This window comes from Hydrogenophaga sp. (assembly GCF_041913525.1).
Taxonomy (GTDB): Bacteria; Pseudomonadota; Gammaproteobacteria; order Burkholderiales; family Burkholderiaceae_C; genus Hydrogenophaga.
The window spans coordinates 39,498-53,875 of sequence record NZ_JAYSFD010000016.1 but is presented as its reverse complement, the minus strand read 5'-3'; the positions used below and the strand labels follow the sequence as shown (position 1 = coordinate 53,875).

The following is a 14,378-nucleotide window of genomic DNA, read 5'->3' as shown; positions in this document are numbered from 1 at the left end:
CACATGCCCAGCCCCGATTTGCGAACCGCGTTCATTGCCCTGATGCTGGCTGGCAGCGCTGGACAAACCTGGGCGCAGATCTACTCTTGCGTCGACAAGAACGGGCGGCGCATCACCTCTGACCGCCCCATCGTCGAGTGCCTAGACCGCGAGCAGGAACAGCGCGGCGCCACCGGCACGGTGCGCAAGGTCATTCCCCCCAGCTACACCGCCGAAGAGCGAGAGCGGGTGGAAGCCAAGCGCCGGGCAGAGGAAGAGGCCCGCGCACGGGTGGCCGAAGAGTGGCGCCGCGAACGCGCGCTGCTGGTGCGCTACCCCAATCAGGCGGTGCACGACAAAGAACGGCAGGAGGCCCTGTCCCAAGTGGACGACGTGATCGCGGCGGTGGAAAAACGCGGCGATACGCTAAGGGCCCAGCGCCAGGAAATCGACACCGAGATGGAGTTCTACCAGCGCGACCCGAGCAAGGCCCCTGGCTGGCTCAAGCGCAAGCTGGAAGACAACAAGGCCGAACAGCAGGCCCAGAAACGCCACCTGCACGAGCAGCAGCAAGAGAAGCAGCGCATCAACGCGCGCTTTGACGAAGAATTGGCGCGCCTGCGCCCGCTGTGGGCAGGGCAATCCGGCTCACGCCCGGGCCAGTAAAGGCCCAGGCGTTTTCACCCCGCTCAACCCAGCTTCTGGCGCAGCACGTCGTTGACCTGTTGCGGGTTGGCCTTGCCCTTGCTGGCCTTCATCACCAGGCCCACCAGTGCGTTGAAGGCCTTGTCTTTGCCGGCGCGGAACTGCTCGACCATGGGCGCGTTGGCGGCCATCACCTCGTCGATGATGGCCTCAAGCGCGCCGCTGTCGTTCATCTGCTTCAGGCCCTTGGCCTCGATGACGGCGTCCACGTCCTGGCCCTCGCCCGACCACAGCGCGTCCATCACCTGCTTGGCGGCGTTGTTCGACACCGTGCCGTCGGCGATGCGCTTGAGCAGCGCGGCCAGGGTGTCGGCGCTCACGGGCACCTGGGCGATGTCTTTCTCTTCGTTGTTCAGGCGGCGCGAGACCTCGCCCATGATCCAGTTGCTGGCCATCTTGGCCTGGCCGCAGGCCTTGGCCGCCACCTCGAAGTAGGCCGCCATGGCGGGGCTTTGCGTGAGGGTGGTGGCGTCGTACTCGGGCAGGCCGTAATCGGCCACGAGGCGCTCGGCCATGGCGCGCGGCAACTCGGGCATCGCGGCCTTCACCTCGTCCACCCAACTGCGCGCAATCACCAGCGGCGGCAGGTCGGGGTCGGGGAAGTAGCGGTAATCGGCCGCGTCTTCCTTGGTGCGCATGGCGCGCGTCTCACCGGTGTCGGGGTCGAACAGCACCGTGGCCTGCTGGATCTCGTACCCGTCTTCGAGTTGCTCGATCTGCCAGCGCACCTCGTAGTCGATGGCCTGCTGCATGAACTTGAACGAGTTCAGGTTCTTGATCTCGCGGCGCGTGCCCAGCGGCTCGCCAGGCTTGCGCACCGAGACGTTGGCGTCGCAGCGGAACGAGCCCTCTTGCATGTTGCCGTCGCAAATGCCGATCCAGGTGACGATCTTGTGCAGCTCTTTGGCGTAGGCCACGGCCTCGGCGCTGGAGCGGATGTCGGGCTCGGTCACGATCTCCAGCAGCGGCGTGCCGGCGCGGTTGAGGTCGATGCCGCTCTGGCCAATGAAGTCCTCGTGCAGGCTCTTGCCCGCGTCTTCTTCGAGGTGGGCGCGCACCAGGCGCACGGTTTTCTTCTCGTCGCCCAGGTAGAACGACACCTCGCCGCCCTGCACCACCGGAATCTCGAACTGGCTGATCTGGTAGCCCTTGGGCAGGTCGGGGTAGAAGTAGTTCTTGCGCGCGAAGACGCTTTGTTCGGCCACGTGTGAACCCACGGCCAGGCCGAAGCGAATGGCGTGTTCCACCGCGGCGCGGTTCATCACCGGCAGCGTGCCGGGCAGGGCCAGGTCCACCGCACAGGCCTGGGTGTTGGGCTCGGCGCCAAAGGCCGTGGCCGCGCGACTGAAGATCTTGCTGTTCGTGGCGAGCTGGGCGTGGGTCTCGAAGCCGATCACGACCTCGTAACCCTGCACCAGCAGGGATGCTTGTTTCTGCTTGCTCATGTTCAGAAGCCCTCCGGCGTCTTCAGGTGCCAGTCGGTGGCTTGCTGGAAGGCGTGCGCCGCTTGCAGCAGCTCGCCTTCCTTGAAGTAGTTGCCCAGCAACTGCAGGCCCACGGGCAGACCGCCCGCGCCGAACCCGGCCGGCACGCTCATGCCGGGCAGGCCGGCCAGGGAGCCGGGCAGCGTGAAGATGTCGGCCAGGTAGTTGGCCACCGGGTCATCGCCCTTTTCACCGATCTTCCAGGCCACGGTGGGGGCCACCGGGCCGGCGATCACGTCGCACTGGGCGAAGGCCTGCTGGAAGTCTTGCGCGATCAGGCGGCGAATCTGCTGGGCCTTGAGGTAGTAGGCGTCGTAGTAGCCGTGGCTGAGCACATAGGTGCCGATCATGATGCGGCGCTGCACCTCGGGCCCGAAGCCTTCGCTGCGGGTCTTTTGGTACATGTCCACCAGGTCGTCGTACTGGGCGGCGCGGTGGCCGAACTTCACGCCGTCGAAACGGCTCAGGTTCGACGAGGCCTCGGCTGGGGCAATGATGTAGTACACCGGGATGGACAGCTCGGTGCGCGGCAGCGAGATGTCCACCAGCGTGGCGCCGAGCTTTTCGTATTCGGCCAGCGCGGCGCGCACCGCGGCGACCACGTCGGGCGCGCAGCCCTCACCAAAGAACTCTTTCGGCAGACCGATGCGCAAGCCTTTGAGCGGCTGCGCGGCGCTGGCGCCTTCGCGGGGCTTGCCCAGCAGCGCGGTGTAGTCCTCGGCCGGGCGGTCCAGGCTGGTGGAGTCGCGGTCGATGTCAGGCCCGGCCATGGCGGTGAGCAGGGTGGCGCAGTCGGCGGCGCTGCGCGCCATGGGGCCGGCCTGGTCCAGGCTGGAGGCAAAGGCCACCATGCCGTAGCGCGAGCAGCGGCCGTAGGTGGGCTTGATGCCGGTGACGTTGCAGAAGCTCGCCGGCTGGCGGATGGAGCCGCCAGTGTCGGTGCCGGTGACGGCGGGCGCCAGGCGCGCGGCCACGGCCACGGCCGAACCGCCCGATGAACCACCCGGCACGCGGCCGGTGTCCCAGGGGTTGTGCGCCACGGCAAAGGCCGAGTTCTCATTGCTGCCGCCCATGGCGAACTCGTCGCAGTTGAGCTTGCCCAGGGTCACCGCGCCCGCGCCGGCCAGCTTGGCCACCACGGTGGCGTCGAACGGGCTCTGGTAGCCGGCCAACATCTTGGAGCCGGCGGTGGTAGGGAAATCGCGGGTGACGAAGATGTCTTTGTGGGCGACGGGCACGCCCAGCAGCGGCCCGCGCTCGCCAGCGGCCACGCGGGCATCGGCCGCGCGCGCCTGCGCCAGGGTGGCGTCTTCGTTGAAGGCCAGGTAAGCGCCCAGGTTCTCGTGTTGCTTGGCGCGCGCCAGCAGGGCCTGCGCGGCTTCGACGGACGAGGTCTGCTTGTCGGCAATGGCGGCGGCCAGCTCAGCCACGCCCATTTCGTGAATCTGCTTGTCGCTCATTCGATCACCTTGGGCACGAGGAACAGGCCGCGCTCGACGGCGGGCGCGCTCTTCTGGTTGGCCTCGCGGTTGTTGGGCTCGCTCACCACGTCAGGGCGCAGGCGCAGAGCCACCTCGCCGATGACGGCGGTGGGGTGGGCCAGGGGCTCGACGCCTGTGGTATCCACGGCGTTCATCTGCTCAACGATGTCGAAAAAGCCGTTGAGTTGGCCGAGCATGCGCTCGCTCTGCGGTCCGCTGAGTTCCAGGCGCGCCAACTTGGCAATGCGCCCGATGTCGTTCAAGGTGAGTGACATGGCTGGACGTTGGGATGAGAAGGGGAAAGGCTTGGCGAGCCGACAAGCGGCAAAACCATGCCCCTGAAACGGGGTGTAAAGGGGCGGTTCAGGCCCGCTCGGGGTGCAGTTATGCACAGGGGATCGGGTATTATCCAAGGTTTGGTGGCGTTCCCCTGGCTTGGCGCGGAATTCGCTACCAAATCAACCACTTGGACCCGATGCCCAGCCCCGTATTCGGCCCCACACCAGGCGACGTGCGCGCGAAGCCGTGCCCGTGCCCCACAGGATTCCTGCACCATGTTTGAAGCGTTCCGTCGGCAATTCTCGACCGACCTGGCCATCGATCTCGGCACCGCCAACACCCTCATCTACGTTCGCAACAAGGGCATCGTGCTCGACGAGCCCTCGGTGGTGTCCATTCGCCACGAAGGCGGCCCGCAAGGCAAGAAAACCATTCAGGCCGTGGGCCACGAGGCCAAGGCCATGCTGGGCAAGGTGCCCGGCAATATCGAGGCCATCCGCCCGATGAAAGACGGCGTGATCGCCGACTTCACCGTCACCGAGCAGATGCTCAAGCAGTTCATCAAGATGGTGCACCCGCGCTCGATGTTCAAGCCGAGCCCGCGCATCATCATCTGCGTGCCGTGCGGCTCCACCCAGGTCGAGCGTCGCGCCATCCGCGAATCGGCCCTGGGCGCCGGCGCCTCCGAGGTGTACCTGATCGAGGAACCCATGGCCGCGGCCATCGGCGCGGGTCTGCCCGTGTCGGACGCCTCGGGTTCGATGGTGGTGGACATCGGCGGTGGCACCACCGAAGTGGGCGTCATCAGCCTGGGCGGCATGGTCTACAAGGGCAGCGTGCGCGTGGGCGGTGACCGTTTTGACGATGCCATCATTGCCTACATCCGCCGCAACTACGGCATGCTGATCGGCGAGCCCACGGCCGAAGCCATCAAGAAGCAGATCGGCTCGGCCTTCCCGGGCAGCGAAGTGAAAGAGATGGAAGTCAAGGGCCGCAACCTCAGCGAAGGCGTGCCGCGCAGCTTCACCATCAGCTCCAACGAAATCCTGGAGGCCCTCACCGACCCGCTGAACAACATCGTGTCGGCCGTGAAGATGGCCCTGGAGCACACCCCGCCCGAGCTCGGTGCCGACATCGCCGAGCGCGGCATGATGCTCACCGGTGGTGGCGCGCTGCTGCGCGACCTGGACCGCCTGCTGGCCGAAGAGACCGGCCTGCCCGTGCTGGTGGCCGAAGAGCCCCTGACCTGCGTGGTGCGTGGCTGTGGCATGGCCCTGGAGCGCATGGAGCGCCTGGGCACCATCTTCACCAGCGAATAAGCCCGTTCACGGTAGCGAGCCGCCATGCCACTGGGCACGCTGGACCGTACCCCACCGCCATTCTTCAAGCAGGGCCCGTCGGCCCTGTCCAAGCTGGTGGTCTTCAGCGCCTTGGCGCTGTTTTTGATGGTGGCCGACCTGCGCTTCAAGGTCGCCACCCCCGTTCGGGCCGCACTGGCCACGGCGCTGTACCCGGTGCAGTGGCTGGTGATGCAGCCCATCGAGGCGGCCGCCGCGGCCGGCCACTACTTCAGTTCGCTGCACAGCGCCCAAGCCAACGAAAGCGCCGCGCTGCAGCGCCTGGCCACGCAAGCCGCGCGCACCTTGCAACTGGAGCAACTGGCACTGGAAAACCAGCGCCTGCGCGATCTGCTGGCCATGCGCTCGCGCACCGGGGTGGACGCCATTGGCGCGCAGGTGCTGTACGACGCGGCCGATCCGTACTCGCGCAAGGTGGTGATCGACCGCGGCCAAACCCATGGCGTAGTGGCCGGCGCGCCGGTGATCGACGAGGCCGGTGTGCTCGGGCAGGTCACGCGGGTGTACCCGCTGCTGGCCGAGGTGAGCTTGCTGATCGACCGCGACCAGGCCATTCCTGTGCTGAACGCCCGCACCGGCGTGCGCAGCGTGGCCTATGGGCAGCCTTCGGCCGGTGGCGACGGCCTGGAGCTTCGCTTCACCCTGGCCAATGCAGACGTGGCCGAGGGCGACCTGCTCACCACCAGTGGCGTGGACGGCGTGTACCCGCCCGGCCTGCCGGTGGCCCGCGTCACGAAAGTGGAGCGGCAGGCCGAATCGTCGTTTTCGCGCATCTTGTGCGAACCCGTGGCCCGCGTGCAGGGTGCCCTGCACGTGCTGGTGCTGTCGCAAACCGGTGCACCACTGCCCCCGTCACCATTGACCGGCCCGCAGCGTGGCCGTGGCGCCGTGCCCGCGCCCACTGAGGAGCGCGACCCATGATCATGCGCCCCGGCCAGCAACTGCTGCTGCCCGCCAACCCGGTCTTCATCTGGTTCAGCCTGATCCTGGCCCTCATGGGCAACATGCTCATGAACATGGGCCTGTGGGGCCGCGCCGCGTGGATGCCCGACCTGCTCGCCATTGCCCTGGTGTTCTGGAGCGTGCACCAGCCCCTGCGCATTGGCGTGGGCGTGGCCTTTGCATTTGGCCTGGTGATGGACGTGCACCAGGGCACGCTGCTGGGCCAACACGCCCTGGCCTACACCGCCCTGGGCTTCGGCGCCATTGCCGTGCACCGTCGCCTGCTGTGGTTTCCGGTGCCGCAACAGGCGCTGCAGGTGTTTGGCCTGTTCCTGGGGGCGCACCTGCTGCAACTGATCGCCCGCATGGCCGTGGGCGGCAGCTTCCCCGGGTGGGACATGGTGCTGGCCCCGGTGATCGAGGCCTTGTTGTGGCCGCTGGCCTCGGTGCTGTTGCTGGCGCCGCAGCGCCGCGCCCCGAACCCCGACGACAACCGGCCATTATGAAGATCCCCCGCGCCGCCCTCGGCGTCACCCCCCTTGAAGGGGGGCCACACCAGCGGCCCGGCCAAGCCGGTTCCGCGGTGTGTGCTGGCTGCTGTGCCTCCATCGCACGGCGGCGCAGCGAGGAGTTGGCATGACTGAGTTGCGCAACGTCGAGGCCGACCTCGCTCAGTTCCGCACGCGGGTGCTGGTGATCGGGCTGGCGGTGGCGGTGGCCTTTGGGTTGATCGTGGCGCGGCTGGTGTGGCTGCAGATCGTGCGGCACGACGAGTTGCTGGCGCAGGCCGAAAGCAACCGCACGGCCATCATTCCGGTGGTGCCGAACCGCGGGCAGATCGTGGACCGCGAGGGCCGGGTACTGGCCACCAACTACTCTGCCTACACGCTGGAGATCACGCCATCGCAGGTGGAGAACCTGAGTGCCACCATTGAAGCGCTGGGTCAAATCATGGACATTTCGCCGCGTGACGTGCGGCGCTTTCGCAAGCTGACCGAGGAGTCACACCGCTTCGACTCGCTGCCCATCCGCACCCGGCTGAGCGACGAAGAGGTGGCCCGCTTCACCGCGCAGCGCTTCCGCTTCCCGGGCGTGGACGTGCGGGCGCGTCTGCTGCGCCAGTACCCGCAGGGCGAGGTGGCCAGCCACGTGGTGGGTTACATCGGGCGCATCAACCAACGCGAGAAAGAGCAGATCGCCGATTGGCCCGAGGAAGAGCAAGCCAACTACCGGGGCACCGAGTACATCGGCAAGCTGGGCACCGAACAGCAGTACGAGCAGACCCTGCACGGCGTCACCGGCTTTGAGCGGGTGGAAACCTCGGCCGGCGGCCGCGCGGTGCGCTCACTGGCGGCCACGCCGGCCACGCCGGGCGACACGGTGGTGCTGTCGATTGACCTGAAGCTTCAGAAGATGGTGGAAGACCTCTTCGGCGAGCGGCGCGGTGCCCTGGTGGCGATTGACCCGCGCAACGGCGAAGTGCTGGCCTTTGTCTCCAAGCCCACGTTTGACCCCAACCTCTTCGTCGATGGCATCGACGTGGAGAATTGGAAGGCGCTGAACGAGTCGCTCGACAAGCCCCTGCTCAACCGGGCCCTGCGTGGCACCTACCCGCCCGGCTCCACCTATAAGCCCTTCATGGCGCTGGCAGCCCTGGAGACCGGCTCGCGCAGCGCCAGCACGGTGATTCAGGACAGCGGCTCGTGGATGTTCGGCAACCACCGCTTCCGCAGCCACGGCGATGGCGGCCTGGGCCCGGTGGACATGCACCGCAGCATCGTGAAATCCAGCAACGTCTATTACTACTCGCTGGCCAACGAGATGGGCGTGGACCTGATGCACGACTTCATGAAGCCACTGGGCTTCGGGCAGATCACCGGCATCGACCTCAAGGGCGAGGTGCGCGGCGTGCTGCCCAGCCAGGCCTGGAAGCGCGCCACCTACAAGCGGCCCGAACAACAGAAGTGGTACGCGGGCGAGACGATCTCGCTGGGCATCGGGCAGGGCTACAACAACTTCACCATGCTGCAGATCGCGCATGCGATGTCGGTGCTGGCGAATGGCGGCATCAAGTACCGCCCGCACCTGACCATCGCCACCGAGAGCGTGGTCACGCGCCAGCGCACCCCGATTCCCAAACCCGAGGGCGAGCGCCTGGGCTACAAGCCCGAGAACATTGCCGTGGTGCTGCGCGCCATGCAGGCCGTGACCACCGAGGGCACATCTACCCGTGTATTCGCTGGTGCTGGCTACACCAGCGGCGGCAAGACCGGCACGGCCCAAGCCGTGACCATCGGCCAGAAAGACCGCTACGACGCGCGCAAGCTCGAAGAGCACCAGCGCGACCACTCGCTCTACCTGGCGTTCGCCCCGGTGGAAGCCCCCCGGGTGGCGCTGGCGGTGGTGGTGGAGAACGCGGGCTTTGGCGCGGCGGCGGCAGCACCCATTGCGCGGCGGGTGTTCGACTACCTGCTGATGGACCAGTACCCCAATCCGCAAGACATGGCCGCGGTGCAGAAGGGGCAGGCGGCGGCGCCCATCGGCACGCCGCTGAAGGCCAGCGAGATTCCCTGGCCGCCGGAGAGCTTCACGCCTTGATCACGTCTTGAGCCAGGCGTCGTAGGTGGTCTTGAGGATCAGGGCGCTCACCACCACGATGAACACCCCGCGCACGAAGCCGCTGCCGTGCTTGAGCGCCAGGCGAGTGCCAAGCAGGCTGCCCACCACATTGGCCACGGCCATGCTCAGCGCGAAGTGCCACCACACGTGACCCTTCCAGGCAAAGAGCAGCACGGCCGCCACGTTGGACGACACGTTGAGCAGCTTGGCGCTGGCGCTGGCGTGCAGAAAGTCGTAGCCCAACCAGCGCACGAACAAGAAGACCAGAAAGCTGCCCGTGCCCGGGCCGAAGAAGCCGTCGTAAAAACCGATCGTCAAGCCCAGCACACCGGCCGCGGCCGCCTCTTGCCGGCCCGAGAAGGTGGGCGCGTGCTGGCGCCCCAGGTCTTTGCGGGCCAGGGTGTAGAGCAGCACCACCAGCAGCACCAGTGGCAAGGCGCGGCGAAGGAAATCGGGCGAAATGACGGTGACCGTCCAGGCCCCCGCCATGGAACCCGCAAAGGCCAGGCCAGCGGCCGGCAGCAACGAAGCCCAGGGCATTTGCACGCAGCGTGCGAACTGCACCGTGGCGGCAGCAGTGCCCCACATCGAGGCGCTTTTGTTCACGCCGAACAGCGTGGCCGGGTGCGTGGTGGGAAATACGGCGAACAGCGCAGGCACCAGGATCAGGCCGCCGCCACCCACGATGGCGTCCACGAACCCAGCAAACAGCGAAGCGACAGAAACGAGCAGCAGTTCCATGAGGGGCCCGATTGTCGCGGCTGGGCGAGGCCACAAAAAAAAACCGACCCGCTAGGGTCGGCTGTATGGGATCCGGACGCCTCTGATGGGCGGTGATGCCGGCAATGTTCTGGTTGGACTGGGTTGTCTCCTCGGTCCCCCGCGGTCACCGCGCTTGGCGCGGCAGCGAGTGCGTGCAATGTAGCGGCTCGCACCGGGCAGGTGCATCCGGGGTTTCCCTTGCTTCCGATTCAATTTGGCACGTCTTATGCACTGGCCCCACTTTCAGGAGAAAGGGCCGTTCATGCACCAAACCCGAGTTTCCCACCTGCTGTTGCCCGCCCTGCTGGGTGCTTTGCCCCTGGGCGCCTGGGCCGATGGAGGGCCTGCACTGGCCTTGGCCAACACCTTGAATGGCGCCGACACCGCCTGGCTGATGGTGAGCACTGCGCTCGTGCTGCTGATGACGCTGCCAGGCATTGCGCTGTTCTATGGCGGCATGGTGCGGCAGATCAACGTGATCAACACCATGGCCAGTGTGGTGGGCATCGCGGCGGTGGTGAGCGTGCTGTGGTTCGCGGTGGCGTATTCGCTGGCCTTCACGCCCGGCAGCGCCGACCTGGGGGCCTTTATCGGCGGGCTGCAGCGCATGGGCTTCTCGGGCCTGGAATACCTGGGCAGCGCGGGGCAGGTGGCGGTGAGCCACGTGGCGCCGCACGTGCCGGAGTCGGTGTTTGCCATGTTCCAGCTCACCTTCGCCATCATCACCTGCGCGCTGGTGGTGGGCGCCTTGGTGGAGCGCATGCACTTCGGTGCCCTGCTGGGCTTTGCCAGCCTGTGGCTGCTGCTGGTGTACGCACCGATCGCGCACTGGGTGTGGGAGCCCAGTGGCTGGCTGGCCAAGCTGGGCGCGCTCGATTTCGCGGGCGGTGCGGTGGTGCACATCAACGCCGGGGCCGCGGCCCTGGTGGTGGCCTACGCCCTGGGCCCACGCACCGGCTACGGTCGCGAGCCCTTCATTCCCTTCAACCTGGGGCTCACCATGGCCGGCACCGGCCTGTTGTGGGTGGGCTGGTTCGGCTTCAACGCGGGCTCGGCCCTGGCGGCCGATGGGCGCGCAGGCCTGGCCATGGCGGTCACGCACCTGGCGGCGGCGGCCGGGGCCATGGCCTGGATGGCGGCGGAGTGGCTGGCGCGCCGGCGCGCCTCTTTGCTGGGCCTGTGTTCAGGTGTGGTGGCGGGGCTGGTGGCCATCACGCCGGCGGCGGGTTTCGTCACGCTGCGGGGGGCGCTGGTGATCGGCCTGGTCGCGGGTGTGGCCTGCTACTGGGGCGCCACGGCGCTCAAGCGCTGGCTGCGGGCCGACGACTCGCTGGACGTGTTCGGCGTGCACGGCGTGGGCGGGTTGGTGGGCGCGCTGCTCACCGGCGTGCTGGCCGACCCGGCCATCTCAGGTGTGCAGGCCAGCGTGGCCGCGCAGCTGGTGGCCTGCGTGGCGGTGCTGGGCTACAGCGTGGTGATGACCACCGTGGTGCTGTGGATCACCTCGCGCTTCGTGTCGCTGCGGGTGAGCGAAGAGCAGGAGCGCACCGGTCTCGACCTGGCCTTGCACAAAGAACAGCTTGGCCACTGAGATGCCCCCGCGCCACCCTTTGGGAGACCACCATGAGCCCCAGTGATTTGTTCGGCATCGCGGCCCACATGCACGTGCTGCTGCGGCGCAAGACCGGGCGCGTGACCGACACCGAGTGGATGGCCTGCAACGCCGAGTACGCGCGGGAGATCGCCCGCTTCGCCCGCGAGCGCGCGCGGGTGGACGGCCACGTGGAGCTGCTGGTGTGGGCCGAGAAGCTGGAATCGGCCATCGCCACGCTGGCGCCTGCGCCCCGCAAGCCTCTGGTGCAAAGCGCGGCCGAGGCGCTGCGTGCGGGCCAGGTGCAGCCCGTCCCCGGCCCGGAAGACGCCACGGCGCAGGCCAAGTACATCGGCCGTTTGCGCTGATATAGGTTGCACGCGAGTCAATTGCCCGACAACATCCAGCGCGCTGCCTTCTCGGCGATCATGAGCGTGGGGCTGTTGGTGTTGCCGCTGGTGATGGTGGGCATCACGCCCGCGTCCACCACGCGCAAGCCGGCCACGCCGCGCACGCGCAAGTGGCTGTCCACCACGGCCATCGGGTCGTCGGTCCGGCCCATGCGGGTGGTGCCCACGGGGTGGAAGATGGTGCTGGCGATGTCGCCGGCCAGGCGGGCGAGTTCTTCGTCGGTCTGGAACTGCACGCCGGGCTTGAATTCTTCGGGCTGGTACTGGGCCAGCGCGGGCTGGGCCACGATGCGCCGGGTCACGCGCAGGCTGTCGGCGGCCACCTGGCGGTCTTCGGGCGTGCTCAGGTAGTTGGGCGCGATGGCTGGCGCGGCCTCGGGCTCGGCACTGGTGATGCGCACATGCCCGCGGCTGGTGGGGTTGAGGTTGCACACACTGGCGGTGAAGGCCGGGAAGCGGTGCAGCGGCTGGCCGAAGGCGTCCAGCGAGAGCGGCTGCACGTGGTACTCGATGTTGGGCCAGGGCTGCGCGGGGTCGCTGCGGGTAAAAGCCCCGAGCTGGCTGGGCGCCATGCTCATGGGGCCGCTGCGCTTGAGGGCGTATTCCAGGCCGATCTTGGCCTTGCCCCAGAGCGAGCTGGCCAGGGTGTTGAGGGTGCGCGCGCCCTGCACTTTGTAGACCGAGCGGATCTGCAGGTGGTCTTGCAGGTTCTCGCCCACGCCGGGCAGCTCGTGCTGCACGGCAATGCCCTGCGATTGCAGCAGCGGCGCCGGCCCCACGCCCGAGCGCTGCAGGATGGCAGGCGAGCCCACCGCGCCGGCACTCAGCACCACCTCGCGCCGCGCCGTCACCGACACCCGGCCGCCGAGGGCGCGCACCTGTGCGCCGGTGCAGCACAGGCGGCCCTGAGCGTCGCGCTCGAACAGCAGGCGCTCGGTGAGGGCCTGGGTCCACACCGTGAGGTTGGGCCGGTGCGACACCGGGCGCAGAAAGGCCTTGGAGGCGTTCCAGCGCCAGCCGGCTTTCTGGTTCACCTCGAAGTAACCCACGCCTTCGTTGGTGCCGCTGTTGAAGTCATCGGTGGCGGGAATGCCAGCCTGCTGCGCGGCCTGGGCAAAGGCGTCGAGCAAGTCCCAGCGCAGGCGCTGTTTCTCCACGCGCCACTCGCCACCGTTGCCGTGCAGGCGGCGGAAATCGGGGTTGGCCTCGGTGTCGAGGCGGTAGTGGTCTTCGTGGGCGCGGAAGTCGCTCAGGCACTGGTCCCAGCGCCAGTCGCTGTCGCCCGTGAGCCGGGCCCACTGGTCGTAGTCGCGCTGCTGGCCGCGCATGTAAATCATGCCGTTGATGCTGGAGCAGCCCCCCAGCGTCTTGCCGCGCGGGTACAGCAGGCGCCGCCCGTTCAGGCCAGGGTCGGGCTCGGTCTGGTAACGCCAGTCGGTGCGAGGGTTGTTGATGCAGTAAAGGTAGCCCACCGGGATGTGAATCCAGTGGTAGTCGTCGGGGCGGCCAGCCTCGATCAGCAGCACCCGGTGCGCCGGGTTGGCCGAGAGGCGGTTGGCCAGCAGGCAGCCGGCGGTGCCGGCCCCGATCACCACGTAATCGAACACGGTGTTGTCCATCGATGGGTCTCCTGAAGGGGGGTGGCGAGGGCCTGTTTTATTTGCTGCGCTCATGTGGCGGCCGCCCGATAGCCCACAGTTTGGCCGCTGGCTGGGTGAAATGCCAATGACTTGTGTGGCGATACCTCATAAGCCGGTCAAATAATGGGTGGCATGAACCGCCCCAAAACGCCCCCCATCGACCCGCAAATCCTGCGCGCCTTCGCCGCCGTGGCGCGAGAGGGCAATGTGTCGCGGGCAGCCCAGCGGCTGCACCTGAGCCAGCCAGCGGTGAGCCTGCAACTCAAGGCCCTGGCCGAGGCCACCGGGCTGCAACTCTTCACCCGCACGCCGCAGGGCATGGCGCTCACGCCCGACGGCGCCGCCCTGCTGCCCCTGGCCGACAAGGCCTTGCAGGCCTTGGCCGAGTTCGGCCAGGCGGCCGCCGGCCTGCACGACACGGTGCGCGGCACGCTGCGCATCGGCACCATTCTTGACCCGGAGTTCACGCGCCTGGGCGCCTTCCTGAAGCAACTGGTCGAATCCAACCCGCAGGTGGACACGGTGCTTCGCCAGGGCATGAGCGGCGAGGTGCTGGCCCAGGTGGACCGGGGCGACCTGGACGTGGGCTTCTTTCTGGACCTGCCCGACGCGCCCCTGGGCGCGCCCTTTCACCTGCGACACCTCACGCGCTTTCACTACCGCGTGCTGGCGCCAGCCGGCTGGGGCCCGCAGGTGCGCGACAAAGATTGGAAGGCCCTGGCCGCCCTGCCCTGGCTGGACACGCCGCCCGACAGCGCACACCACCGCCTGCAGCGCCGCGTGTTCGGCCCGGGCTCGCTCACCGGCCTGGAGCCCCGGCGCGTGGCGCTGGTGGACCAGGAGGCCTCCATGCTCGACCTGGTGAAAAGCGGCGTGGGCCTGTCGCTGGTGCGCGATGCGATTGCCATGCGCGAAGCGCAGGCGCGTGGCCTGGCCATTGCCGAGCAGGTGAGCCTGGCCTGCGACCTGGTGTTCATCTGCCGCGCCGAGCGCCTGGGCGAGGCACCCATCGCGGCAGCCTGGGCGGCGCTGGACGCGGTGTGGGGTTAAAGACAGGCAATACCCAGGCACTTTGATGTAGTTCTTTCGATTTATAAGGTGGGCTTTTTCCCTTTCCGGCGCCGAAAC

The 14,378-nt window shown here is 67.8% G+C and carries 13 protein-coding genes; 8 read left to right on the top strand and 5 right to left on the bottom strand.

Annotated features, from left to right (window positions below; genetic code table 11):
• Window positions 1–3 precede the first annotated feature (3 nt).
• On the top strand, window positions 4–645 hold the full coding sequence (locus ACE3RQ_RS16525) for a DUF4124 domain-containing protein (RefSeq protein ID WP_374523163.1): 642 nt from the start codon (window positions 4–6) through the stop codon (window positions 643–645).
• Window positions 646–668: 23 nt separating this feature from the next.
• Here the strand turns inward: ACE3RQ_RS16525 and gatB are convergent, their stop codons facing one another.
• From gatB to gatC, 3 genes are read right to left on the bottom strand one after another with little or no spacing between them, the layout of a single operon-like run.
• Window positions 669–2,129, bottom strand: coding sequence for an Asp-tRNA(Asn)/Glu-tRNA(Gln) amidotransferase subunit GatB (gene gatB / locus ACE3RQ_RS16520; RefSeq protein ID WP_374523162.1), 1,461 nt, complete (start codon window positions 2,127–2,129; stop codon window positions 669–671).
• Window positions 2,130–2,131: 2 nt separating this feature from the next.
• Entirely contained in the window at window positions 2,132–3,628 is a 1,497-nt protein-coding gene (gene gatA, locus ACE3RQ_RS16515) for an Asp-tRNA(Asn)/Glu-tRNA(Gln) amidotransferase subunit GatA (protein ID WP_374523161.1), read from the bottom strand.
• Window positions 3,625–3,924 (bottom strand): Asp-tRNA(Asn)/Glu-tRNA(Gln) amidotransferase subunit GatC, encoded by a 300-nt coding sequence (gene gatC, locus ACE3RQ_RS16510; protein ID WP_374523160.1) that lies wholly within the window; start codon window positions 3,922–3,924, stop codon window positions 3,625–3,627. The genes gatA and gatC overlap by 4 nt, the downstream gene beginning before the upstream one ends.
• A 279-nt stretch (window positions 3,925–4,203) precedes the next feature.
• Between gatC and ACE3RQ_RS16505 the strand changes: the two genes are divergently transcribed.
• The 4 genes from ACE3RQ_RS16505 to mrdA all read left to right on the top strand — a co-directional run bounded on the left by ACE3RQ_RS16505 (window position 4,204) and on the right by mrdA (window position 8,826).
• Window positions 4,204–5,247: a rod shape-determining protein gene (locus tag ACE3RQ_RS16505; protein ID WP_374523159.1), complete on the top strand. Its 1,044-nt coding sequence runs from the start codon at window positions 4,204–4,206 to the stop codon at window positions 5,245–5,247.
• 24 nt (window positions 5,248–5,271) lie between these two features.
• Complete coding sequence (mreC, locus tag ACE3RQ_RS16500; protein ID WP_374523158.1) at window positions 5,272–6,207, top strand: rod shape-determining protein MreC; 936 nt, start codon at window positions 5,272–5,274, stop codon at window positions 6,205–6,207.
• On the top strand, window positions 6,204–6,734 hold the full coding sequence (gene mreD / locus ACE3RQ_RS16495) for a rod shape-determining protein MreD (protein WP_374523157.1): 531 nt from the start codon (window positions 6,204–6,206) through the stop codon (window positions 6,732–6,734). The genes mreC and mreD overlap by 4 nt, the downstream gene beginning before the upstream one ends.
• Window positions 6,735–6,864: 130 nt before the next feature.
• Window positions 6,865–8,826 carry a penicillin-binding protein 2 gene (gene mrdA, locus ACE3RQ_RS16490; RefSeq protein WP_374523156.1) on the top strand — a complete coding sequence of 654 codons (1,962 nt, stop codon included), beginning with the start codon at window positions 6,865–6,867 and terminating at the stop codon, window positions 8,824–8,826.
• Here the strand turns inward: mrdA and ACE3RQ_RS16485 are convergent, their stop codons facing one another.
• Window positions 8,827–9,588 (bottom strand): sulfite exporter TauE/SafE family protein, encoded by a 762-nt coding sequence (locus tag ACE3RQ_RS16485; protein WP_374523155.1) that lies wholly within the window; start codon window positions 9,586–9,588, stop codon window positions 8,827–8,829.
• A 283-nt stretch (window positions 9,589–9,871) separates the two neighbouring features.
• Here ACE3RQ_RS16485 and ACE3RQ_RS16480 point away from each other — a divergent pair, with 283 nt between their 5' ends.
• Both ACE3RQ_RS16480 and ACE3RQ_RS16475 read left to right on the top strand, forming a co-directional pair.
• Window positions 9,872–11,200 (top strand): ammonium transporter, encoded by a 1,329-nt coding sequence (locus ACE3RQ_RS16480; protein WP_374523153.1) that lies wholly within the window; start codon window positions 9,872–9,874, stop codon window positions 11,198–11,200.
• A 32-nt stretch (window positions 11,201–11,232) separates the two neighbouring features.
• Window positions 11,233–11,568: a hypothetical protein gene (locus tag ACE3RQ_RS16475; protein WP_374523152.1), complete on the top strand. Its 336-nt coding sequence runs from the start codon at window positions 11,233–11,235 to the stop codon at window positions 11,566–11,568.
• 17 nt (window positions 11,569–11,585) lie between these two features.
• Here ACE3RQ_RS16475 and ACE3RQ_RS16470 read toward each other — a convergent pair whose 3' ends face one another.
• Window positions 11,586–13,229 (bottom strand): GMC family oxidoreductase, encoded by a 1,644-nt coding sequence (locus tag ACE3RQ_RS16470; RefSeq protein ID WP_374523151.1) that lies wholly within the window; start codon window positions 13,227–13,229, stop codon window positions 11,586–11,588.
• Window positions 13,230–13,382: 153 nt separating this feature from the next.
• Between ACE3RQ_RS16470 and ACE3RQ_RS16465 the strand changes: the two genes are divergently transcribed.
• A complete protein-coding gene (locus ACE3RQ_RS16465) occupies window positions 13,383–14,300 on the top strand; it encodes a LysR family transcriptional regulator (protein WP_374523150.1) in 918 nt (305 codons plus the stop codon).
• The last annotated feature ends 78 nt before the right edge of the window (window positions 14,301–14,378 follow it).

Coding starts and splice junctions, on each gene's coding strand:
- mreD (WP_374523157.1), top strand. CDS start 6,204: ATGATCATGCGCCCCGGCCAGCAACTGCTGCTGCCCGCCAACCCGGTC.
- ACE3RQ_RS16525 (WP_374523163.1), top strand. CDS start 4: ATGCCCAGCCCCGATTTGCGAACCGCGTTCATTGCCCTGATGCTGGCT.
- gatA (WP_374523161.1), bottom strand. CDS start 3,628: ATGAGCGACAAGCAGATTCACGAAATGGGCGTGGCTGAGCTGGCCGCC.
- ACE3RQ_RS16485 (WP_374523155.1), bottom strand. CDS start 9,588: ATGGAACTGCTGCTCGTTTCTGTCGCTTCGCTGTTTGCTGGGTTCGTG.
- gatB (WP_374523162.1), bottom strand. CDS start 2,129: ATGAGCAAGCAGAAACAAGCATCCCTGCTGGTGCAGGGTTACGAGGTC.
- gatC (WP_374523160.1), bottom strand. CDS start 3,924: ATGTCACTCACCTTGAACGACATCGGGCGCATTGCCAAGTTGGCGCGC.
- ACE3RQ_RS16465 (WP_374523150.1), top strand. CDS start 13,383: ATGAACCGCCCCAAAACGCCCCCCATCGACCCGCAAATCCTGCGCGCC.
- mrdA (WP_374523156.1), top strand. CDS start 6,865: ATGACTGAGTTGCGCAACGTCGAGGCCGACCTCGCTCAGTTCCGCACG.
- mreC (WP_374523158.1), top strand. CDS start 5,272: ATGCCACTGGGCACGCTGGACCGTACCCCACCGCCATTCTTCAAGCAG.
- ACE3RQ_RS16505 (WP_374523159.1), top strand. CDS start 4,204: ATGTTTGAAGCGTTCCGTCGGCAATTCTCGACCGACCTGGCCATCGAT.
- ACE3RQ_RS16480 (WP_374523153.1), top strand. CDS start 9,872: ATGCACCAAACCCGAGTTTCCCACCTGCTGTTGCCCGCCCTGCTGGGT.
- ACE3RQ_RS16470 (WP_374523151.1), bottom strand. CDS start 13,229: ATGGACAACACCGTGTTCGATTACGTGGTGATCGGGGCCGGCACCGCC.
- ACE3RQ_RS16475 (WP_374523152.1), top strand. CDS start 11,233: ATGAGCCCCAGTGATTTGTTCGGCATCGCGGCCCACATGCACGTGCTG.